Annotated in this window: 21 protein-coding genes and 1 pseudogene; 11 read left to right on the forward strand and 11 right to left on the reverse strand. The window is 76.9% G+C overall.

From position 1 onward, the window contains the following. The first annotated feature begins 65 nt into the window (after positions 1–65). Positions 66–2,765, forward strand: a complete 2,700-nt coding sequence (locus ACQPX6_RS13420) for an ATP-binding protein (protein ID WP_433787815.1) — start codon at positions 66–68, stop codon at positions 2,763–2,765. Here ACQPX6_RS13420 and ACQPX6_RS13425 read toward each other — a convergent pair. The 3 genes from ACQPX6_RS13425 to ACQPX6_RS13435 form a co-directional block, all read right to left on the reverse strand. Then, positions 2,762–3,544 (reverse strand): crotonase/enoyl-CoA hydratase family protein, encoded by a 783-nt coding sequence (locus ACQPX6_RS13425; protein WP_433787816.1) that lies wholly within the window; start codon positions 3,542–3,544, stop codon positions 2,762–2,764. The two genes, ACQPX6_RS13420 and ACQPX6_RS13425, sit on opposite strands and share 4 nt — an antisense overlap. Continuing rightward, a complete protein-coding gene (locus tag ACQPX6_RS13430) occupies positions 3,541–4,299 on the reverse strand; it encodes an SDR family NAD(P)-dependent oxidoreductase (RefSeq protein WP_433787817.1) in 759 nt (252 codons plus the stop codon). Before ACQPX6_RS13430 ends, ACQPX6_RS13425 begins: the two co-directional genes overlap by 4 nt. 237 nt (positions 4,300–4,536) lie before the next feature. Then, entirely contained in the window at positions 4,537–5,805 is a 1,269-nt protein-coding gene (locus tag ACQPX6_RS13435) for an MFS transporter (protein ID WP_433787818.1), read from the reverse strand. Here ACQPX6_RS13435 and ACQPX6_RS13440 point away from each other — a divergent pair. From ACQPX6_RS13440 to ACQPX6_RS13460, 5 genes are all read left to right on the forward strand, one after another. Continuing rightward, on the forward strand, positions 5,804–6,688 hold the full coding sequence (locus ACQPX6_RS13440) for an SDR family oxidoreductase (RefSeq protein WP_433787819.1): 885 nt from the start codon (positions 5,804–5,806) through the stop codon (positions 6,686–6,688). The two genes, ACQPX6_RS13435 and ACQPX6_RS13440, sit on opposite strands and share 2 nt — an antisense overlap. Positions 6,689–6,716: 28 nt before the next feature. Continuing rightward, on the forward strand, positions 6,717–7,172 hold the full coding sequence (locus ACQPX6_RS13445) for a MaoC family dehydratase (protein ID WP_433787820.1): 456 nt from the start codon (positions 6,717–6,719) through the stop codon (positions 7,170–7,172). Positions 7,173–7,297: 125 nt separating this feature from the next. Next, positions 7,298–8,170 (forward strand): esterase/lipase family protein, encoded by an 873-nt coding sequence (locus ACQPX6_RS13450; protein WP_433787821.1) that lies wholly within the window; start codon positions 7,298–7,300, stop codon positions 8,168–8,170. 94 nt (positions 8,171–8,264) lie between these two features. Further along, positions 8,265–8,558, forward strand: coding sequence for a WhiB family transcriptional regulator (locus ACQPX6_RS13455; protein WP_433787822.1), 294 nt, complete (start codon positions 8,265–8,267; stop codon positions 8,556–8,558). A gap of 37 nt (positions 8,559–8,595) precedes the next feature. After that, a complete protein-coding gene (locus ACQPX6_RS13460; protein ID WP_433787823.1) occupies positions 8,596–9,009 on the forward strand; it encodes an OsmC family protein in 414 nt (137 codons plus the stop codon). Between the two features lie 15 nt (positions 9,010–9,024). Here the strand turns inward: ACQPX6_RS13460 and ACQPX6_RS13465 are convergent, their stop codons facing one another. Both ACQPX6_RS13465 and ACQPX6_RS13470 read right to left on the reverse strand, forming a co-directional pair. After that, positions 9,025–9,396 carry a nuclear transport factor 2 family protein gene (locus ACQPX6_RS13465; protein WP_433787824.1) on the reverse strand — a complete coding sequence of 124 codons (372 nt, stop codon included), beginning with the start codon at positions 9,394–9,396 and terminating at the stop codon, positions 9,025–9,027. Between the two features lie 33 nt (positions 9,397–9,429). Next, positions 9,430–10,212, reverse strand: a complete 783-nt coding sequence (locus tag ACQPX6_RS13470) for an SDR family NAD(P)-dependent oxidoreductase (RefSeq protein ID WP_433787825.1) — start codon at positions 10,210–10,212, stop codon at positions 9,430–9,432. 60 nt (positions 10,213–10,272) lie between these two features. Here ACQPX6_RS13470 and ACQPX6_RS13475 point away from each other — a divergent pair, with 60 nt between their 5' ends. Continuing rightward, positions 10,273–11,742, forward strand: a complete 1,470-nt coding sequence (locus tag ACQPX6_RS13475; protein WP_433787826.1) for an aldehyde dehydrogenase — start codon at positions 10,273–10,275, stop codon at positions 11,740–11,742. Here ACQPX6_RS13475 and ACQPX6_RS13480 read toward each other — a convergent pair. After that, positions 11,729–11,947 carry a hypothetical protein gene (locus ACQPX6_RS13480; protein ID WP_433787827.1) on the reverse strand — a complete coding sequence of 73 codons (219 nt, stop codon included), beginning with the start codon at positions 11,945–11,947 and terminating at the stop codon, positions 11,729–11,731. The two genes, ACQPX6_RS13475 and ACQPX6_RS13480, sit on opposite strands and share 14 nt — an antisense overlap. A gap of 79 nt (positions 11,948–12,026) precedes the next feature. Further along, a pseudogene (locus ACQPX6_RS13485) lies at positions 12,027–12,134 on the reverse strand (SDR family NAD(P)-dependent oxidoreductase); the annotation flags it as partial. 47 nt (positions 12,135–12,181) lie between these two features. Here ACQPX6_RS13485 and ACQPX6_RS13490 point away from each other — a divergent pair. Beyond that, complete coding sequence (locus ACQPX6_RS13490) at positions 12,182–12,412, forward strand: hypothetical protein (protein WP_433787828.1); 231 nt, start codon at positions 12,182–12,184, stop codon at positions 12,410–12,412. Here ACQPX6_RS13490 and ACQPX6_RS13495 read toward each other — a convergent pair. After that, complete coding sequence (locus ACQPX6_RS13495; RefSeq protein ID WP_433787829.1) at positions 12,409–13,029, reverse strand: hypothetical protein; 621 nt, start codon at positions 13,027–13,029, stop codon at positions 12,409–12,411. The genes ACQPX6_RS13490 and ACQPX6_RS13495 overlap by 4 nt on opposite strands. Before the next feature lie 57 nt (positions 13,030–13,086). After that, positions 13,087–13,308, reverse strand: a complete 222-nt coding sequence (locus tag ACQPX6_RS13500) for a hypothetical protein (RefSeq protein WP_433787830.1) — start codon at positions 13,306–13,308, stop codon at positions 13,087–13,089. Between the two features lie 217 nt (positions 13,309–13,525). On the opposite strand from ACQPX6_RS13500, the gene ACQPX6_RS13505 reads away from it, so the two are divergent. The 3 genes from ACQPX6_RS13505 (at position 13,526) to ACQPX6_RS13515 (ending at position 19,129) form a co-directional block, all read left to right on the forward strand. Further along, a complete protein-coding gene (locus ACQPX6_RS13505) occupies positions 13,526–16,096 on the forward strand; it encodes a LuxR C-terminal-related transcriptional regulator (RefSeq protein WP_433787831.1) in 2,571 nt (856 codons plus the stop codon). 86 nt (positions 16,097–16,182) lie between these two features. Further along, positions 16,183–18,777, forward strand: coding sequence for an AAA family ATPase (locus ACQPX6_RS13510; RefSeq protein WP_433787832.1), 2,595 nt, complete (start codon positions 16,183–16,185; stop codon positions 18,775–18,777). Between the two features lie 121 nt (positions 18,778–18,898). Then, a complete protein-coding gene (locus ACQPX6_RS13515; RefSeq protein ID WP_433787833.1) occupies positions 18,899–19,129 on the forward strand; it encodes a hypothetical protein in 231 nt (76 codons plus the stop codon). Between the two features lie 62 nt (positions 19,130–19,191). Here the strand turns inward: ACQPX6_RS13515 and ACQPX6_RS13520 are convergent, their stop codons facing one another. After that, positions 19,192–19,710 carry a DUF1269 domain-containing protein gene (locus ACQPX6_RS13520; RefSeq protein WP_433787834.1) on the reverse strand — a complete coding sequence of 173 codons (519 nt, stop codon included), beginning with the start codon at positions 19,708–19,710 and terminating at the stop codon, positions 19,192–19,194. 110 nt (positions 19,711–19,820) lie between these two features. Then, entirely contained in the window at positions 19,821–20,084 is a 264-nt protein-coding gene (locus ACQPX6_RS13525) for a YrhK family protein (protein WP_433787835.1), read from the reverse strand. Positions 20,085–20,108 lie beyond the last annotated feature (24 nt).

A 20,108-nucleotide genomic window follows, 5' to 3' on the forward strand; every position in this document is an offset into this window, starting at 1 on the left:
CGACATCCCGGAAACCATGTAGCGACGTGGTCGTTCACCACCGCCCGAGCCCTAGGGTCGGGACGGTGGTGGGGGGTGGGTCGCTCGTCGGGCGCGAGCGGGAAGCGGAGCGTCTGCGGCAGCACGTCGACGAGTCGGGTGCCGGCCGGGGTCGGTTCGTGCTGATCACGGGTGAGCCCGGGGTGGGCAAGAGCTCCCTCGCGCGCGTCGCCGTGGAGCACGCGCGGTGCTCCGGGTCCGTGGCCGCCTGGGGACGCTGCGCCGAGACCGAGGGCGCGCCCCCGTTCTGGCCGTGGATCCGGCTGCTCCGGTCACTGTCCAAGCGAACCGAGGGCGACTGGGCGCCGGCGCTGCAGGCCCTCACCGGGGCCTCGCCCGACAGCGACCGCTTCCGCCTGTTCGACAGCGTCACCGAGGCGCTGACCGACGCGGCGTCGACGCGTCCCGCGGTGCTCGTGTTCGACGACCTCCACCGGGCCGACGAGGCGTCGCTGGCGCTGCTGCGCTTCGTCCTCGGCGCCGCCGTCGACCACCCCCTGCTGTGCTTGGGCACCTACCGCGACGGCGAGGTCTCCGGCGACCACCCGCTGTTCGCGCTGGCCGGGGAGGCGTCCGCCGACCTGGTGCGGCTCACCGGCCTGACCCGGGACCAGACCGCGACCTTCGTCCGGGCCTCCACCGACGCGGGCGTCGACGTCGACCTGCTCCACGACCGGACCGGGGGCAACCCCTTCTTCCTCGGCGAGGTCCTGCGTCTGGACGGAGGGCTCGACGCCGTGCCCACGACCGTCGACGCCGCCATCCGCATCCGCGTCGGGCGGCTGCCCGAGGTCACCCAGGAGGCGCTGGCCCAGGCCGCCGTCCTCGGCCGCGAGGTCGTCCCCTCCCTGCTCGCCGGCATGCGGGGGACGACCGTCGACGACGTCGCGGCGACGCTCGCCCCGGCGGTCGGCAGCGGGCTCATCTCGGGCCCGGGGACGGGGACGGCCTTCTACCGCTTCGACCACGTCCTGGTCCAGCAGGCGCTCTACCAGCACATCGACCCCGCTGCACGGGTCGTCCTGCACCGGGCGGCGCTCGCGGCGCTGGCCCGCTTCGACGACGAGCCCGCCTACGCCGTCGCGATCGCCCACCACGCCGTGCAGGCCGCCGACTCACCCGAGGCCCGGGTCCGCGCGCGGACCCTCGCGGAACGGGCGGCCGACCACGCGGCGGCGACGGCGGCCGACGGGATCGCCGCCGACTGGTGCCGACGAGCACTGGCCCTCGTCGACGCCGGGGAACCCGCGCGCACCGATCTCCTGGTCAAGCTGGGCCGGTCGGCCGGCCGCGCAGGGCACCTCCAGGAGGCCCGGCGATCCTTCGAGGAGGCCTGGGCGGTCGCGGCGCGCCGGGGCTCGGCGCCCGCCATGGCGGCCGCCGCGCTCGGGCTCGGGGAGATGGTCGTCTCCGCGGGCACCGTCGACGTCGGCCTGGTGCAGCTGATCGAGCGGACCCTGGCCCGGCTGCCCGACGACCCGGCCGGCGCCCTGGACGTCGCCCTGCGGGCGCGGTTGGCCACCGAGCTGTACTGGGGCCCAGGCCTCGAGCGCGCCCGCACCCTGGCGCGCCAGGCGGCCCAGGACGCCCGGGCCCTCGACGACCCCCGCTGCCTGGCCGGGGCCCTGGCCGCGCAGCAGTTCGTCATGCGCGGGCCCGACGGCTTCGAGGAACGCCTCGCCGTCGGCCGGGAGGTCCTCGACCTCGCGCGGCACCTCGAGGACGAGGCGCTCGAGCTCGGGGCCCGGCGGGTCCTGGTCCCCGACTGCCTGCAGCTCGACATCGTGCGGGCCGAGGCGGAGATCGACGGGCTCGCCGCCCTGGCCGACCGCAGCGGCCGGCCCCTGGTCCGCTGGTACCTGCAGGTGTTCCGGGGGGTGCGCACGACGATGCAGGGTCGTGTCGACGAGGCCCTCGCGGAGATCGACCGGGCCGAGACCGAGGGTCGCCGACTCGGGATCCAGCCGACCGTCGTCTACGCCACCGGGCAGCGCTTCACGCTCCTCCGGCAGGCCGGCCGTACCGCGGAGGCCGAGGACGCCGTCCGGGAGCAGGCCGCCCGCTGGCCGGTGCTGGTGACCTTCCGCTGCCAGCTCGCGCTCCTGCTCGCCGACACCGGCCGACGGTCCGAGGCGCTCGCCGCCCTCGACAGCCTGCTCGAGGGGCGCTGCGGCGCGATCCCGCGGGACTCCCTGTGGCTCGCCAGCATCGCGATCCTCGCCGAGACCGCGGCGTGCCTGGAGCACCCGGAGCACTGCTCGACCCTGTACGACCTGCTCGTCCCGTACCGCGGGCGCATCGCGTTCCTCGGGGTCGTCGGCTGGTGGGGCGCGGTCGACCACTACCTCGGGCTCACCGCGGCCGCGACGGGACGGCACGCCGACGCCTCCGGGCACTTCGCCGCCGCGCTGCGCGTGCACCAGCACTGGCAGGCGCCCCTGTTCATCGACGCGTCGCTCCGGGGTCTGCGGCGTGCCGAGCAGCGCGCCGGCGCGGACGCCGTCCCGACCCCTGCGCCGGAGGTGGCCCCCGACGACGGGCTGACCCGCCGGGAGGCCGAGGTGCTCGACCTGCTCGCCGGAGGCGCCAGCAACAAGGAGATCGCCCGCGCCCTCGCCCTCAGCGTCCACACCGTCGAGCGCCACGTCGCCAACCTCTACGGCAAGATCGGGGCGCGGAACCGCGCCGACGCCACGAGCTACGCGCTCACGCGGCGGCGCACCTAGCGTCCCTTCCAGACCGCCGCGCGCTTCTCGGCGAAGGCCGCCGCGCCCTCGCGGGCGTCCTCGCTGGAGAGCACGGGGCCCAGGATCTCGCCCTGCCGCTCCCACATCTCCGCCGCGCTCCAGTCGGGCGAGGCGACGATCACCTGCTTGCTCGCCCGCACGGCCAGCGGGCCGTTGGCCCCGATCCGGGCGGCCAGCTCGCGGGCCCCGTCCAGCGCGCCGCCGGGGGCGGTGAGCCGGTTGACCAGGCCCCACCGGTGCGCGTCGGCGGCGCTCATCGGGTCGCCGGTGAGCGCGAGCTCCATCGCGATCGTGCGCGGGATGCGCGCGGGCAGGCGCATCAGGCCGCCCGCGGCCGCGGCGAGCCCCCGCTTGACCTCCGGGATGCCGAAGCTCGCCTCCTCCGAGGCCACGACGAGGTCGCACGAGAGCGCCAGCTCGCAGCCGCCCGCCAGCGCCGGGCCCTCGACCGCGGCGATCAGCGGCTTCGCGGGCGGGCCGGCGGTGATGCCGGCGAACCCGCGGCCCTCGACGTGCGGGCGCTCGCCGCGCAGGAAGGCCTTGAGGTCCATGCCCGCGCTGAAGAACCCGCCGGCGCCGGTGAGGATGCCGGTGACCAGCGCGTCGTCGCCGTCGAGCTCGTCGAGCGCGGCCGCGATGCCCTGGGCCACGGCCAGGTTCACCGCGTTCCGGGCGCGCGGGCGGTCGATGGTGATGACCAGCGTCGTGCCCTCGCGCTCGGTGCGCAGGACCGTCTCGTCGCCCTCCGGCGCGCTCATCGCGGCGGCATCCGGATCGCGCCGTCGAGACGGATCGTCTCGCCGTTGAGCATCGGGTTCTGCAGCATCGCGACGGCCATCTGCCCGTACTCGGCGGGGTCGCCGAGGCGGCGCGGGTGGGGCACCGAGTCGCCGAGGGCCTTGCGCACGTCCTCCGAGAGCGTCGCGAAGAGCGGGGTGTCGAACAGCCCGGGCGCGATGGTGTTGACGCGCACCAGCTTCGACGCGAGGTCGCGCGCCGCGCAGAGCGTCATCGACACGACGCCGCCCTTCGACGCCGTGTAGGCCATCTGCCCGATCTGGCCCTCGAACGCGGCCACGGACGCCGTCATGATCATCGCGCCGCGCTCGCCGTCGACGGGCTCGGTGCGCGCGATCGCCGCGCCGGCGAGGCGCAGGGCGTTGAACGAGCCGAAGAGGTTGACGCGCACGACCCGCTCGAAGGCCTCCATGTCGCCGGGGTCGCCGTTCTTCTCGACCACCCGGGTGAGGCTGCCGATGCCGGCGCAGTGCACGAGCGCGCGGAAGGGCCCGGCCGCTTCGGCGGCGGCGACCGCGGCGCCCAGGGCGTCGGCGTCGGTGACGTCGGCGGCGACGAACTCGCCGCCGAGGTCGGCGGCGACCTCCTTGCCGTTCGACGAGGGCAGGTCGGCGACCACCACCCGCCCGCCGGCCGCGGTGATCGCCCGCGCGGTGGCCAGCCCGAGGCCGGACGCGCCGCCGGTGACGAGGGCCGAGACGCCCTGGAGATCCATGATCGGTTCCTCTCGTGGGGTGACTGCCCCGGCACCGTAACCAGTCAGGGCTGACCGCGTCACCGGGTCGGCGGCGGGGGGCAGCGAAGGACGCCTCGGGTGCGTGGAGTGCAGTCGGGGTGCCCTTCGCTGCGCGGACCCGGGTACGCAGCGGGCGAGGTCGCGAGCAGCGAGGGACGCCTCGTCTGCCTGGCGCGCAGTCGAGGTGACCTTCGCTTGCCCCGGACCCCGCGCGCCTCACCGTCCCCGCACGCGCGTCGCCCACGCGGCGAGGAGCGCGACGGCGAGGGCGAGGGCGCTCGCCGCGGCGATGGCGGCGCCGGGGGCGACCGCGTCGATCAGCACGCCCGCCAGCGGCGACGCGACCGTGGCGCCGAGCATGAGCGCCGAGCCGTGCAGCCCGGTGGCCACGCCCCGGGCGGCGTCGGGGGCGAGGCGGCCCACGGTCTCGGCGGCCGCCGCCAGCGCCGGGGCGCAGAACGCGCCGGCGGGCACGAGCAGCAGGGTCACCGCCCACCACGGCCCGCCCAGGGCCACCGGGAGCGAGCCGACCGCGAGCAGCGCGAGCAGCACCGCGGTCGGGGGCGGGCGCCCCGCTGCGCCGTAGATCCACCCGCCGAGCAGCGACGCCGCGCACCAGACGGTGTTGGCGACGGCGAACCAGGCGGTCTCGCCCCGATCGGTGAGCGCGGCGACCACGGAGAGCTCGGTGGCGGTCAGCACCAGGATCGCCGCGCTCGTGGCGCCCAGCGCGGCGAGCATCGGCCCCCGCAGCCACGATCGCAGCGCCGGGGCGGGCTCCTCGCCGGGCCGGGTGCCCGCGGCGCGCACCGGCGGGTCGAGCCAGAACAGGGCCCCGGTGGCGGCCACGGACGCCGCGCCCACGAGCCACGGTCCGCGCCCGGGCAGGGTGAGCACCACCAGCGTGCCCAGCGCCGGGCCCACCGCGTAGGCGACCTCGGTGGACATCGCGTCCAGGGCGAACGCGGGCCGCCGCTGCGCCGCGGGCACCGACGCGGCCAGCGACTGGCGCACCACCGAGAACGCCGGCGGGGCGAGCAGCCCGGCGACGAACGCGGTGGGCACCAGCGCGGTGACGCCGAGCAGCGGCACCACGGCCCAGAACGCGGCCTGCACCGTCCCGCACAGCGCGAGGACCGGGCGCAGCCCGTGGCGGTCGATCAGCCGTCCCACCAGCGGCGCGCCGAGCGCGACCCCGGCGGTCACCGCGCCGCCGACCAGCCCCGCCGCGGCGAACCCGCGGTCGAGCGCGATCGCCACGTGCAGCGTGAGGACGACGCCCGTGGCGGTGACCGGCAGCCGCGCGGCGAACCCGACGACCGACAGCGGAGCGAGCCCGGGGAGGCGCAGCACCTCGCGGTAGGTGGCGAGTCCGCCCCCGGTGCCAACGCCCATCACCACCATCGTGCCCGCCGCGTCACCCGGGATCGTGATCGAGGAGGCCCACGTCTGGGGCCCGGCCCGCGTGGGCACACTGGCGACCATGACCGAGCCGCCCGTCCTGCCCACGCCGACCTACGCCGTCACCGGAGCGACCGGCCACCTCGGCCGGCTCGCGGTCGACGCCCTGCTGCGCCACGGCGTCCCGGCCCGGAACGTCTTCGCCCTGGTCCGCGACCCGGGCAAGGCCGACGACCTCGCCGCCCTCGGTGTCGGCGTGCGCGAGGCCGACTACGACCGCCCCGACACCCTCGGCCCGGCCCTGGAGGGCATCGAGCGCCTGCTGCTCGTCTCCAGCCCGACGCCGGGCCGGCGCGTCGAGCAGCACGGCAACGTCATCCGGGCCGCCGACGCGGCCGACGTCGGCATGGTCGTCTACACGAGCATCCTGCACGCCGACGAGACCGAGAACGCCCTCGCGCCCGAGCACGCGGCCACCGAGGACGTCCTGCAGGCCTCGGGCCTGCCGTTCGCGGTGGCCCGCAACGGCTGGTACGTCGAGAACTACACCGGGCGCCTCGACGAGTACCTGGCCGACGGCGAGATCGTGGGCGCCGCCGGCGAGGGCCGCGTCTCGGCGGCCACCCGCGCGGACTTCGCCGAGGCCGCGGTCGCGCTGCTCACCGGCGACATCGCCGACCAGCAGGGCTACTGGGAGCTCGGCGGGCCGGCCTTCACCATGGCCGAGCTGGCCGAGACGGTCTCCGAGGTCACCGGCACGAAGGTCGTGTACCGCGACCTGTCGCCCGAGGAGTTCACCGAGGCCCTGCGCGGCGCGGGCACGGACGACGCCACGGCGGAGTTCGTCACCGGGCTGGAGCTCTCGACCGCACGCGGCGAGCTGGAGACCGACAGCCCCGCGCTGGAGAACCTCCTGGGCCGCGCGCCCACCTCGCTCGTCGACGCGGTGCGCGCGGCGCGGCTCTGAGGCGCGCACCCGTGTAGAACTCCGTCCCATGGAGACCTTCCACGGACGCGAGGAGCTCGTCGGGTCGCTGGGGCGCGAGCTCGGGCCGGGGGAGTGGGTCGAGATCGGCCAGGACCGCATCGACGGGTTCGCCGACGTCACCGGCGACCACCAGTGGATCCACGTCGACCCCGAGCGGGCGGCCACCGGGCCCTACGGCGCCACGGTCGCGCACGGCTTCCTCACGCTCTCGCTCGTCCCGCTGCTGCTCGACGGGCTGCGGCGGGTCGAGGGCACGAAGATGGGGCTGAACTACGGGCTCGAGCGCGTCCGCTTCCCGTCCGCGGTGCGCTCGGGCACACGGGTGCGGGCGCGCTCCACCCTCGTCGACGCCACCGACGTCGGCGACGACGGCGTCCAGCTGGTCACGCGCGTGACGATCGAGGTCGAGGGCGAGACCAAGCCGGCGTGCGTCGCCGACCTCGTGACCCGCGCCTACTTCTGACCGGGCGCGTCTGACTCGATCGAGGCGCGGCGCCACGGGGGTGACGCGTGTCCGGGGGAACGACCGGGTACCAACGGCGTAGACCGGGCCGCGTCGTGGCGGCACCGGGCGAGGAGGTGGTCGCCGTGAGCGCACCCACACCGACGCCGATGCGTCGTCTCCCGGACGCCGACCCGACACAGGCGGTCACGTCCCTCCCCTTCCCTCCCTGGTGGCTCACCGCCACCGATCTCGGGCGGGCCTGGCTCGAGGTGGCCGCCTGGCACGCCGTGCGCCACGTCCTGCCGGAGGGCGACCGTGGCGACGGCCAGCCCGTGCTCGTGCTGCCCGGCTTCATGACCAGCGACGTGACGTGCGCGGCGCTGCGCACCCACCTGCGGCGCCGCGGCTTCCACACCCACCGGTGGACCCTCGGGCTCAACCGCGGGTTCACCGACGACATCCTCGACGGGCTCGTCGAGCGGTTCGACGCGATCCACGCCCGCCACGGCCGCCCGGTCGCGGTCGTCGGCTGGAGCCTGGGCGGGCTCATGGCCCGCTGGCTGGCGCACCTGCGCCCCGACGCCGTCGAGCGCATCGTCTGCCTCGGCTCGCCGTGGCGCCCCGAGGCCGAGATCAACCGCGTGACCGGGGCGTTCCGCGCCGCGCAGCGGACCTGGGGCTTCTCGGCCGACACCGACGAGATCCTCGACCTCATCCGGCAGCCGGTGCCGGTGCGGTCGGTCGCCCTGTACTCGCCGTGGGACGGCCTGCTGCACGGCGACGGCTGCCGGCAGGACGAGGCCGAGCTCTGCGAGAACGTCGTCGTCCCCGGCGGCAGCCACTGCGGGCTCACCCACAACCCGGCTGCGCTGCTCGCCCTCACCGACCGGCTCGAGACGCCGCTGGACGACTGGCGGCCGTTCAGCTGGACCCGCGCGCTGGCCGACGCGGTGGGCGGCCGGCGCCCCGCCGCACGGCGCGGGACGGCCCCGGCGGAGGCCGCGGCGGCGGCCTGAGTACCCGGTCGGTAGCGCACGACCGACCGAGACGGGGATCTCACTCCGGCCGGCCGCGGCAGGGTGTACGACGGTCGGTAGGAGGTGAGCATCAATGGCTGATGTCTCCCGGCTGCCGTGGGCGATCACCGACCACTGGGACTGGCAGCGCCACGCCGCGTGCCGCGGCATGAACTCCGAGGTGTTCTTCCACCCCGACGGCGAGCGCGACCCCCGTCGCAGCGAACGCGTCGCCGCGGCGGCGCGGATCTGCGCGGGGTGCGCGGTCCGCGAACCCTGCCGCGAGTGGGCCCGCCGCGTCGCCGAGCCCTACGGGGTGTGGGGCGGCGAGAGCGAGCAGGAACGTCGTGAGCACCTGGCCCGCGACCGGCAGGACCGCACGGCGTGAGGGGGCCCGGTCCGGCCGGCGTGGCAGGCTGATCGCCATGGACGCGCCGGCGGCGTGGGCCCGGGGTCGCCTCCCGGACGGTGACGGTCGCGTGGTGTCGCTCGACATCAACGGGCACGCCCTGGACTGCCTCGTCCCCGCGGGCGACGGGGCGCCCGAGGGCGCGACGTCGTTCGGGCTGCTGGCCGCCGCGCTGTCGTCGTGCACCGCGATGTCGGTGCGCACGTTCCTGCAGCGCTTCGGCCTGCCGCAGGCCACGGTCGAGGTCGACGTGGCGCTGGAGTCCGGCCCCTCGCCGGTGCTGCACCGGCGCGTGGGCCTGGCCGTCGACCTCGACCCGGACGCCCGGGCGCAGCTCGCGGCCGTGGTGGACGGCACCCCGGTGACCGTGCTGCTGCGCGACGCGATCGTCATCGTCACGCGTCTGGAGGTCGGCGCCCCCACGGCGTGAGGGTTGGCGTGCGCGTCAGGCGGGCCCGGCGCCGGGCTCGTCGAGCAGCGTGTGCAGCCGGACGATCAGCCCGTCGTCGACCAGGGCGATGTCGGTGCCGGTGACCACCGGCGTGCCGTCCTCGGGGCCGAAGCTCCAGGTCAGCACCCCGAGGTCGCCGGACACCCGCACCGGCCCGGTGAGGCGGAAGACGAAGCCGGGCGCGTCGGCCAGCAGCGCGGCGACCTTGGCGTCGACCGCGTCGCGGCCCCGGACGGACCCCTCGGGGTCGTGGAACAGCACGTCGGCGCCCAGCACCGTGGCCATGGCGGCCCGCCGCCGGTCGCCGTCGCGCTCGCCGAACACCTCGAGGAGGTTCCGCCGCAGGACTTCGTCGACACCGGCCACACCGCGATCATGCTCGGGTGCGGCGGCGCCGCGTCAGCGGGGGGACACCGCGGTGAAGACGCGGTGCGCCACCGCCTTGACCTGGTCGGGCAGCAGGCCGTTGACCGCCGCCTGGGCCTTCACCCACGACGAGCCGCCGACCACGGCCGTGCGCCCGGCGGCGAGGGCGGCGTAGCCCTGGGCCGCGACCTTCGCGGGGTCGTCGACCGCCGAGCGGGCCAGCAGCGTGCCCTCGAGCCCGGCGCGCCGGAAGAAGTCGGTGTTGGTGGGGCCGGGCATCAGCGAGGTGACGGTGACGCCGGTGCCGCGGGTCTCCTCGGCGAGGGCCTCCGCGAGCGACTGCACGAACGACTTCGAGGCGTTGTACACCGGCTGGCCCGGGCCGGGCATCGTCGACGCGATCGACGAGGTCAGCAGCAGCCCGCCGCGCCCGCGCGCGGTCATGTCCGAGAGCACCAGGTACGCGAGGTGCGTGGTCCCGCGGACGTTGATGTCGATCAGCCGCAGCTGGTCGGCGACGGGGGCGTCGAGGAAGTTGCCGCCCTGCCCGACGCCCGCGTTGAGCGCGGCGGCGTCGACGGGCCGGGGGAGGGCGTCGTAGAGGTGCCGCACCCCGTCCTCGGTGGCGAGGTCGGCCTGGACGGCGACGACCTCGACGTCGTGCTCCGTGCGCAGGGTGTGGGCGGCCTCCTCGACGAGCTGGTCCTCGGCGTTGACGACGAGGTCGTGGCCGTGGCGGGCGAACTCGTGCGCGAGCTCGAGGCCGATGCCGCGCGAGGCGCCGGTGACGAGGGCGAGCGGTCGTGGTGAGGGCATGGTGGGGCGTACCCGGTGCGACCCTGGCCCCATCCGCACCGCGCGGGCAGGATGCGGACCATGGCCCTCGAACAGCTGTCCATGCTGGTCGGTGGCACACCGACCGGTGCGATCTCGGGACGGACCTTCGCCTCCGAGAACCCCTACACCGGGCAGCCCTGGGCCGAGATCCCCGACGGCGGGCCCGAGGACGTCGACGCGGCCGTCGCCGCCGCCCGGGCCGCCCTCGACGGCGAGTGGGGGGCGATGACGGGGTTCGCCCGCGCGGCCTGCCTGCGCCGGCTGGCCGACCTCATCACCGCGAACGCCGACCGGCTGGCCCGCCTCGAGGTCAACGACTCGGGCAAGCTCTACCGGGAGATGCTGGGGCAGCTCCAGGGCCTGGGCGGCTGGTACCACTACTACGCGGGGCTGGCCGACAAGATCGAGGGCCGCCAGATCCCCAGCCCGAACCCGAACTACCTCGTCTACACCCGCCGCGAGCCCGTCGGGGTCGTCGCCGCCATCACGCCGTGGAACTCCCCGCTGCTGCTGATGAGCTGGAAGGTCGCCCCGGCGCTGGCCGCCGGCTGCACGGTGGTGATCAAGCCGTCGGAGCACGCGCCCTCCTCGACGCTCGGGTTCGCCGAGCTGATCGGGCAGGCCGGCTTCCCCGCGGGCGTGGTCAACGTCGTCACCTCCGGCGACGGGGCGGTCGGCGCGCACCTCGCCGCGCACCCCGGGGTCGACAAGGTGGCGTTCACCGGCTCGACGGCCACCGGGCGCAAGGTCGCCGCGGCGGCCGCGCAGAACCTCCACGCCGCCACCCTGGAGCTGGGCGGCAAGTCGCCGCAGGTCGTGTTCGCCGACGCCGACCTGCAGGCCGCGGCCAACGGCCTCGTCGCCGGCGTCTTCGCCGCGACGGGGCAGACGTGCATGGCCGGCTCCCGGCTGGTGGTGCACGCCGACGTCCACGACGAGCTCGTGCGCCTGGTGGCCGAGCGCGCCTCGCAGATCAAGCTCGGTGACCCGTTCGCCGCCGACACCGAGATGGGGCCGGTGGCCAACGGCCCGCAGTACGAGAAGGTGCTGGGCTACCTCGCCACCGCCCGCGACGAGGGCGCGACCATCGCCTACGGCGGCGCGTCGGAGGAGTCGCTGGGCGGCTACTTCGTCCAGCCCACGGTGCTCTCGGTGCGCCCGACCGACACCGTGTTCCGCGAGGAGGTGTTCGGGCCCGTCCTGGCGGCGGTGACGTTCACCGACGAGGACGAGGCGGTGAAGCTCGCCAACGACACGCCCTACGGGCTCGCCGGCGCGGTCTGGACGAAGGACGTGCACCGCGCACACCGCGTCGCCGCGCGGATCAGGGCGGGGACGATCTGGATCAACGCCTACCGCGTCGTCGCGCCCAGCGTCCCGTTCGGGGGCTTCGGCGACTCCGGGCTCGGCCGCGAGAACGGGGTCGACGCGGTGGACGCCTACCTGGAGACGAAGGCGGTGTGGGTGGAGCTCTCCGGCGGCACCCGCGACCCGTTCACCCTCGGCTGAACGCTCCCGGCGGGCGGGCGCCCTCGGCGTGCCGGGCGGCCTTGACCGTCTCGGGGGTCGCGCGGTTGTCGGCGGCCTGCTGCCGGGTCGCCTCGTCGCCCCCGACCACCTGGTCGTCGCCGGCGAACAGGGCGTCGATGCCCTGGCGGGCGACCAGGACGCGGTCGTTCTTCCAGCTGTTGTCGCCGTACGGCGTGTCGCCCATGCCCGCCCGGTGGTGGAAGGAACTCCGAGTCGGTGGCGCCGGGCAGCAGCGCGGTCACGGTGAGCCCTGCGTGGCGCACCTCCTCGCGCAGCGACTGGGCGAACGCGAACCCGAACGCCTTGCTCGGCCCGTAGACGGTCTCGTAGGGCGTCGGGGTGGTCGCCGAGATCGACGACGTGACGAGGATGCGGCCCGGCCCTGCGCCAGCATCGCGTCGGTCACCCGCTTGGCGAGGTGCACCAGCCCGGTGACGTTGACCGCGACGACGCGCAGGTGCTCGTCGAGGTCGGAGTCGGCGAACGCGCCGCCCGCCCGATGCCGACGTTGAGGCAGGCCACCTCGACCGGGCGCCCGAGGGCGGCGACGGAGTACGAGGGCGAGGGGACGTGTCTCGGTCACCGGGCCGGGCTGCCCGTGCGGGCCGCGCGGCACGCCCCCGATCTCGTCGACCAGGAGGTGGGCTAGGAGGTGTGGGCCTTGCCCACGGCGGCGGCGACCTCGTCGAACACCTCGGCGAGACGCTCGGGCGCGCCCTTGCTCTTGAGACCCCGTGCACCGGGGCTCGGGCCCACGACGGTGGAGAGTCCGGAGTCGCCGCAGGTCAGCGCCCACGCGTCACGGGCGACCGTGCCGAGCAGCGCGATCACCTGGAGGCGGGGGAGGAGCTCGACCAGGCCCGGGAGCCACGCCGCGCCCTTGCGCACGTGGGGCGACGTCGGCTGACTGGTGCCCTTGGGCAGCGGCGCCGGCACGGCGTTCCAGAGCATGATCCGGTCGAAGGCGAGCCCGACGCGCACGCAGTGGTCGAAGCACACCGCCGAGGCGTCGTCCTGGTTCTCCAGCGAGAGCAGGCCCGACCCGTCGAGCGAGCTCTCCGAGACCCGGGCCGGATGGGAGAACACGAACAGCACCTCGGCCTCGGTGCCCCCGTGGCCGGGGTCGGGGTAGGGGACGTCCCCGGGGGACAGCTCGTAGGCCGCGGCCACCTGGTCGGCGTAGGCGACCAGCGGCGCCACGTGCGGCAGCTGCAGGTCCCGTCGCTTCATCCGGACGTGGACCCAGTCGTTCGCACCCTTCTGCACGCTCCCCAGCCTCCCACGGCGGCCTCCGCGCTCTCGCGGCACGGTGGCGGCCCGGGGTCAGGGACGGGTCGGCCAGCCGTCCGGCCGGGCCGAGACGACCGTCAGCCCGAGGGCGCGGAGCTGCTCGAGGACGCCGTGCAGGTGGGCGTCGTCGACGACGTCGCCGCGCAGGACCGTCCCGGCCGGGGCGTCCTCGAGCACCATGTCGCAGAAGGCGTCGCGCGCAGCCGCGGGCACGGCGGGTTCGACCCGGAACTCCCAGCGGCGGCGGTCCGTCATCGCCCGAGCGTGGGGGCGCGCCCGCCGGCGTCCCTCATCCGTCGAGGGTCATTCCCGGGGCAATCCGCGCCCTGGGCGGCGCGAACGGGCGAGCCGCGCGGGCGGAATGCCCGCTGGTGCTCGTCGCGGAGGCCCAGTACCGTGACGGACAGTAGTCCTCGCTGTTCAGGTACAGCATGATCGGGGACAGCCGCGTCGACACCACGGCGGGAGGGTCATGTTCCACGTCCCCCCGTCGAAGGTGACGCCGCCGCCGGTGCCGCCCGAGCACATCCGCCGGCCCGGGCTGGAGGCCGCGCTGGAGCGCGGCACCGACGCGGCGCTGACGCTGGTCTGCGCCCCGCCCGGTTCCGGGAAGACCTCGCTGCTCGCCGCGTGGGTCGCGTCCACGCGGGGCCCGCCGACCGCGTGGGTGCGCCTCGAACCGGAGGACACCGACCCGCGGCGGCTGTGGGCCGCCGTGCTGGCCGCCCTGACGGCGCTGCCGGGGGTGCCGCCGTCGAGCCGGCTCCACCGCCTCGTGGTCTCCCGGGCGACGGTCGAGCTGGACTTCGTGGGCGAGCTGCTCGAGGGGCTCGCGGCCCTGCCCGACGGGGTCCGGCTCGTCCTCGACGACGTCCAGCACCTCGACCGTCCCGCCGCCCGGCACGGGCTGGAGATGCTCGTGCGCGGCCCGCCTCCCGGCCTCCGGCTCGTGCTCTCCGGCCGCCGCGACCCGCCCCTGCCGCTGCCCCGGCTGCGTCTCCAGGAGCGGCTCCGCGAGGTCCGCACCGAGCAGCTGCTGTTCACCCGGCCGGAGGCGGCGGCGCTGCTGGGCCGGGCGGGGCTGCGGCTCACGCCGCCCCAGGTCGACGCCCTGCACGAGCGCACCGGCGGCTGGGTCGCGGGCCTGCGGCTCGCGGCGGTGTCGCTGCGCGGACACCCCGACCCGGACCGCTTCCTCGCCGAGTTCTCCGGCGACGAACGCCCGGTGGCCGACTACCTGGTCGACGAGGTGCTCACCGGCCTCGCGCCGGAGCAGCGGGAGACCCTGCGCCGCGTGAGCGTCGCGCGGGCCCTGCCGGCGGGTCTCGCCGTCGAGCTCGCCGGTCGCGACGACGCCGCCGACGTGCTGGACGACCTCGTGCGCAGCACAGGCCTCGTCACCGGCACCGGCGCCCCGGGGGCGGAGTACCGGGTGGCCGAGCTCCTGCGCTCGCACCTCGTCGCCGATCTTGGCCGGCACGGTCCGGAGCTGGTGGCCCGGACGCACCGGCGCGCCGCGGACTGGTGGTCCGCGCAGGGCCGGCCCGTGGAGGCGCTCGCCCACGCGCGGTGGGCCGGCGACGCCGGGTTCCTCGCCGACCTGCTGGGCCGCTGGGCGCCGCGGCTCGTGGGCGTCGGCGAGCTCGACGCGCTGGACCGGGCGGCGGCCGCGCTGGACGCCGACGCCGGCGCCGAGCCTTGGGCGGGCGCGACCGTCGCCCACGTCCACGCCCGGCAGGGGAGGCCCACAGAGGTGCGGGCGGCCCTGCGCCGGGCTCGGCGGGCGGCACCGCGCGGGGCCGACGCCCTCGCGTTCCGCACCGCCACCGAGCGCCTGGTCGGCCTGCGCGGCGGCACCGGTGCGTGCCCCGAGGAGGCCGACGCGGCCGCGGACCCGGCCCTCGCGGCCCTGGTCCACCTCGGCCGCGGGACGATCGGCGTGGTCCGCGATGACGGGCGCGCGGCCGTCGGGGAGCTGGAGCGCGGCCTCGGGCTCGCGGCGCGCCACGGGCTCGGCGCCCTCGAGCGGCAGGCGCGGTGCCTGCTCGCGGCCGCCCGGTGGTCGGTCGGCGACGTCGCCGGAGCCGCCGTGGACGCGGCCGCCGCGCTCGACGGCGTGACGGGCGAGGAGGACACGCCCTGGACCGCGGTGGCCCGGGCGGTCGCCGCGCACGTCGCGGTGCTGCGCGCCGACCCCGACGCCGCCCTCGGCATCCTGGCCGGCGCGACGACGGCCGCGGACGCGGCGCTGCCCCCGGCCCTGCGCTTCGCGCTGCGCACCGCCGCCGGGGGCGCGCTGGTGGACGGCGCCGACCGCGAGGCGGGCCTGCTCGCGCTGCAGGCGGCGCGCGCGGAGCTCGGCGGCGTCCGGGCCCCGGCCGCCGTGGAGATCACCGCGGCGCTCCTGGAGCACGACGCCGCCTCCTTGCTCGGCCACCCGGCCGCCGGCGCGAGCGTCGCGGGCTGGCTGGCGTCGCGCCGCCCGGGGTGCCCGGAGCTGCACCTCGTCCGGGCCCGGACCGCCGCCGGGGCCGGGGACGACCACGCGATGCGGCACGCGGTGGCCCCGCTGCTGCCGGGCGGCCTGCCCCCGGGTCCCGCGCCGACCCTCGTCGAGGCCTGGCTCCTGGAGACCCGCGGGCGCCTGGCCCGCCGTGACCGCCCCGGCGCCCGCCGCGCCCTGCGCACCGCGCTCGACCACGCCCTGCCCCTCGACGCCCGGCGGCCCTTCGTCCACGCCGGCGACGCCGTGCGCGCCCTGCTCGTCGACCAGCTGGTCGGGGGCGGGGACCGGGCCGCGTTCGTCGCCCGGACCCTCGCCGCGCGGGCCGGCGGCGCGCCGGCCCCGTCCGGCCTCAGCTCCCGCGAGCACGACGTGCTCACCCGGCTGCCGTCGCTGGAGAGCCTCGACGAGATCGCCGAGGACCTCGACGTCTCGATCAACACCATCAAGAGCCACGTCCGCGCGATCTACGGCAAGCTCGGCGTCAGCACGCGCCGCGAGGCCGTCCTGACCGCGCACGAGCAGGGCCTGCTCCGGTGAGCCGGGCGGCTCCGGCTCCGCCCGGGGGCCACCTCATCCCCGGCGGAGGACGCCGTCTCGTCCCGCCGGGCGGGACCGTGCCCGCCATGGTCCGCATCCCCGCGCGCAAGATCGCGGTGCCCGAGCTCCCGCCCTGGTCGGTGCCGCGTGACCGGCTCGCGAGGCCGGGGGAGGACGCCGCCGCCGGGACACTCGTGGCCGTGATCGCGCCCGCGGGGACGGGCAAGACGACGCTCGTCGCGCAGTGGGCGCGCCACGACCCGCACCGGCGGACCGCGTGGGTCGACCTCGACCCGGACGACACCGACCCCCGGCGGCTGTGGGCGGCGGTGCTCGCGGCCGTGGCCGCCGTCGGCGCGATCCCGCCCGGCGGGGTTCCGGAGCGCCTGCTGGCCCGGCTCGACGCGGGGCCCGGCGGCGACGGCGAGGACCTCACCGACGAGGTCCTCGACGTGCTCGACACCCTGCGTCCCGCCGTCCGCCTGGTCCTCGACGACGTCGACGCCCTGGCGGGCTCCCGGGCGGGCACCGGGGTCCTCGCCCGCCTGGTGCGCCGGAGCCCGGCGGGGGTGCAGCTGGTGGTCACCGCGCGCTCGGAGCCGCCGCTCGGCCTGCCCCGGCTGCGCCTGGAGGGCCGGCTCGTCGAGCTGGGCGCCGACCGGCTGCGCCTCACCCCCGCGGAGGCGGGCGCCCTGCTCGAGGCGTCGGACGTCCGCCTCGCCCCCGACGACCTGGCCGTCGTGCACCACCGGACCGAGGGCTGGGCGGCCGGACTGCGACTGGCCGCCCTCGCGCTGCGGGGCCGCGCCGACCCGGACGCCGTCGGGCACTTCACGGGCGAGGAGCGCTCCGTCGTCGACTACCTCGACGCCGAGGTGCTCGAGCCGCTGCCGGACGCCGCCCGCACCCTGTTGCAGGAGCTGAGCGTGTGCGGGCACCTGCCCGTGGCGCTCGCCGCCGCGCTCACCGGGCGCGCCGACGTGGGCCACGCGCTCGAGGAGCTGGTCCACGCCGGGGCGATGGTCGAGCGGGTCGGGCCGGCGGAGTACCGCCTCCACGGCCTCCTGCGCGCCCACCTGGCGGCGGACCTCGAGCGGCACCGGCCGGCGCGCCATCGCGCCCTGCACGCGGTCGCGGCGCGCTGGTGGACGGCGCGGAGCGAGACCGCGCACGCGCTGCGCCACGCCGAGCGGGCGGGCGACTCGGTGCTGAGCGCGGCGATCCTCCGCCGGGCCGGGGTCCCGCTCCTGCTCGACGGCGACGTCCCGCTCGTGCGCCACGCCCTCGCCGTCGTCGGCCTGCCCGCACGGCGGGCGGACCCCCGCCTGGCGCTGACCGCCGCCCTCGCCGACCTCGAGTCCGGCGACGTCGACGCCGCCGCGACGGAGCTGGCGCGGGCGCGCGACGCGTGGCCGGCGCGGCCGGACCGGTCGCTCGCGGCGCTGCGCGCCGGCACCGAGCTGCTGGCGGCCGGGCGCGGTGTGCCGACCCCGAGTCCGGCCGGGACGCACCCGGGGGAACCGGTGGACCCGGAGCTGGCGGCCCTCCTGCACGCCGGGCGCGCGGCGGCGCTGCTCGGCGGCGACGGAGCCGGGGCGCTCGAGGAGACCGGGCGGGCGACGACGCTGGCCCGGCGGCACGGCTTCGCCGCGCTGGAGGTGGCGGCGCTGACGTTGCGCGCAGCCGCCCTGTGCGGCGAGGGCGACCTGCGGGCCGTGATCGCCACCGCGGACGAGGCGCGGGCCGTGGCCACGCGGGCCGGACGCGGCCGGTCGGGGTGGACCGCCCGCGCCGCGGCGCTGGCCGCCTACGCCGATCTCCTGCGCGGCGACGCCGGGAGCGCCCGGGCGCGGTGCGCCGAGGCGCTCGGCGGCGGGGACCCGCCGGCGCCCGGGACCGCGCCCGAGGCCCTCTACGCCCTGCACGTCGTGCACGGCACCGCGCGGGGCGACGGGGGAGGGCGCGACGAGAGGACGGCCGGCCTCGCCGAGGCGCGCGCGGCCCGCCACGCCCTCGGCGCGGCCCCGCTGCCGCCGGGGCTGGCGAGCTCCCTGGCCGCGCTCGAGCACCGCACGGCCCTGCGCCTGGGCGACCACGGCGCCGCCGCCGAGGTGCTCGCCTGGCTCGCGGGACGGCTCGGGGAGACCGCGGACGTCGTCCTGATGCGCGCCTGGGCCGAGGTGGCCGCCGGTCGTCCCGCGGCGGCGCGCACGCTGGCCGCCCCGCTGCGGGCCGCCGGGTGCCGGGGCCGCCGGCTCGTCGAGCTCGACCTCCTCGACGCCGAGGCGGCGCTGTCCGACGGCGACGACCGCGCCGGGCACGTCGCGCTGACCGCGGCCCTCGGACGCGCGCAAGGCCTCGACCTGGTGCGGCCCTTCGGGGACGCCGGGCCGCGCGCCCGCGCGGCGCTGCCGGCCCGGCTCGTGACGTCCACGCCGTACGACGCGCGCGTCGCGGCCGCCTGCGCGGCGGGACCCGCGGACGCCACGCCGCTGAGCGAGCGGGAGATGGTGGTGCTCGCGCTGCTGCCGTCGCTGCTCAACGCCCCGGCGATGGCCGAGGAGCTGATCGTCTCGGTCAACACCGTGAAGACGCAGATCCGGTCGATCTACGCCAAGCTCGGGGTCTCGACGCGTCGCGAGGCGGTGTCCCGGGCGCACGAGCGCGGGCTGCTCCTCTGAGGGTCCGCCCGTGCACCTGGCCGTTCACCTGGACGGGATGAGGGACCGGACCGGTCGCGGAGAGCAGGCTCGGACCCGGTGGGTGACCGTCGGGGCCGCCTCCCGGGCGAGGAGGACGGTCGTGTCGGGACGCTTCGAGATCCGGGTCAGTGGTCGCCTCTCCGAGCGGGTCCGGGCCGCGTTCCCGGGGATGGACGTCGAGGACGTGCCCGCGGAGACCGTGATCTCCGGGCGGGCGCGCGACGAGGACGAGGTGCACGGCCTGCTCAGCCGCATCCAGTCGCTCGGCCTGCAGGTGGTCTCCCTGCGCCAGACCCCGGGCGACGCCGGCGAGGGCCCGCACCAGCCCTGACCGACCCTGCACGCGCCGGAGCCCCCGTCCGCATCGGCGGACGGGGGCTCCGGCAGGACGTCTCACATCGTGGCGCCGGCCCGCTCGGGCTCGTCGACGTCGCCGAAGACCTCGCGCAGCTGCGCCTCCTGGTCGCTCGAGAGGTTGGTGTGCAGCAGCTCCGCGTGGCTGCCGCGGAAGGCCTCGACGACCTTGTCCGTCACCGCGTTGGACGTCAGCGCGAAGAGCGCCGACGAGCCCGGCGTGACCTTCTCCCGCACGTCCCTGATGAAGTCGTCGTCGATCCCGACGTCGCTCACCGACCCGGCCGCGGCACCCGCCGCCGCACCGATGACGAGGCCGAGCAGCGGCACGAAGAAGATCAGCCCGAAGAGCATGCCCCAGAAGCTGCCCCCGAGGGCGCCGCCGCCGACGAGGCTGTGCAGCTGCCGGGTCTTCGGTCGCTTGCGGTCCTCGGGCCAGGTCACGACGGCCGCGTCGAGCAGGGTGATCAGCTCCTCCTTCTGGAGCCGTTCCAGCGTCGCGAGCGCGTCGTCCGCACCCATCGTGGACGGGAACTTCCAGGCCGTGAGCGTCGCCATCGGTCTTCCTCTCGCGTCGTTCCGCCCCGCGAGCACCGGGACCCGGTGGTGGGCGGCAGACCGACTCTCGGTGCGCCCCCGCCGCCGGTCCTCATCCCCGCGGGGTGACGTCACGCCGGGGGCGCCGACGCCGCCGCGGCGGCGACCCGCCGGCGCGCCTCGTAGCGGGTGGCGATCTCCCCGAGCACGCCGATCAGCAGGCCCCACGAGGCGATGATGAAGAACCACGTGCCGAGCCGGGTCGACGCCGGGTAGAGGAACATGATGCTGCCGAGGACGAAGAACAGGTTGCCGACCAGGCCGATCACGAGGTGCACCCACGGCAGGTCGTGCGCGTGCCGGGCGATGTAGCGCAGGTAGTACCAGATGATCACGGGCCCTCCCCGGGTCGTCGCCTC

The organism is Actinomycetospora sp. CA-101289 (assembly GCF_050955895.1).
Taxonomy (GTDB): Bacteria; Actinomycetota; Actinomycetes; order Mycobacteriales; family Pseudonocardiaceae; genus Actinomycetospora.

Coding starts and splice junctions, on each gene's coding strand:
- ACQPX6_RS13425 (WP_433787816.1), bottom strand. CDS start 3,544: ATGAGCGCGCCGGAGGGCGACGAGACGGTCCTGCGCACCGAGCGCGAG.
- ACQPX6_RS13430 (WP_433787817.1), bottom strand. CDS start 4,299: ATGGATCTCCAGGGCGTCTCGGCCCTCGTCACCGGCGGCGCGTCCGGC.
- ACQPX6_RS13440 (WP_433787819.1), top strand. CDS start 5,804: ATGACCGAGCCGCCCGTCCTGCCCACGCCGACCTACGCCGTCACCGGA.
- ACQPX6_RS13435 (WP_433787818.1), bottom strand. CDS start 5,805: ATGGTCGCCAGTGTGCCCACGCGGGCCGGGCCCCAGACGTGGGCCTCC.
- ACQPX6_RS13445 (WP_433787820.1), top strand. CDS start 6,717: ATGGAGACCTTCCACGGACGCGAGGAGCTCGTCGGGTCGCTGGGGCGC.
- ACQPX6_RS13455 (WP_433787822.1), top strand. CDS start 8,265: ATGGCTGATGTCTCCCGGCTGCCGTGGGCGATCACCGACCACTGGGAC.
- ACQPX6_RS13460 (WP_433787823.1), top strand. CDS start 8,596: ATGGACGCGCCGGCGGCGTGGGCCCGGGGTCGCCTCCCGGACGGTGAC.
- ACQPX6_RS13470 (WP_433787825.1), bottom strand. CDS start 10,212: ATGCCCTCACCACGACCGCTCGCCCTCGTCACCGGCGCCTCGCGCGGC.
- ACQPX6_RS13475 (WP_433787826.1), top strand. CDS start 10,273: ATGGCCCTCGAACAGCTGTCCATGCTGGTCGGTGGCACACCGACCGGT.
- ACQPX6_RS13480 (WP_433787827.1), bottom strand. CDS start 11,947: ATGGGCGACACGCCGTACGGCGACAACAGCTGGAAGAACGACCGCGTC.
- ACQPX6_RS13500 (WP_433787830.1), bottom strand. CDS start 13,308: ATGACGGACCGCCGCCGCTGGGAGTTCCGGGTCGAACCCGCCGTGCCC.
- ACQPX6_RS13505 (WP_433787831.1), top strand. CDS start 13,526: ATGTTCCACGTCCCCCCGTCGAAGGTGACGCCGCCGCCGGTGCCGCCC.
- ACQPX6_RS13510 (WP_433787832.1), top strand. CDS start 16,183: ATGGTCCGCATCCCCGCGCGCAAGATCGCGGTGCCCGAGCTCCCGCCC.
- ACQPX6_RS13520 (WP_433787834.1), bottom strand. CDS start 19,710: ATGGCGACGCTCACGGCCTGGAAGTTCCCGTCCACGATGGGTGCGGAC.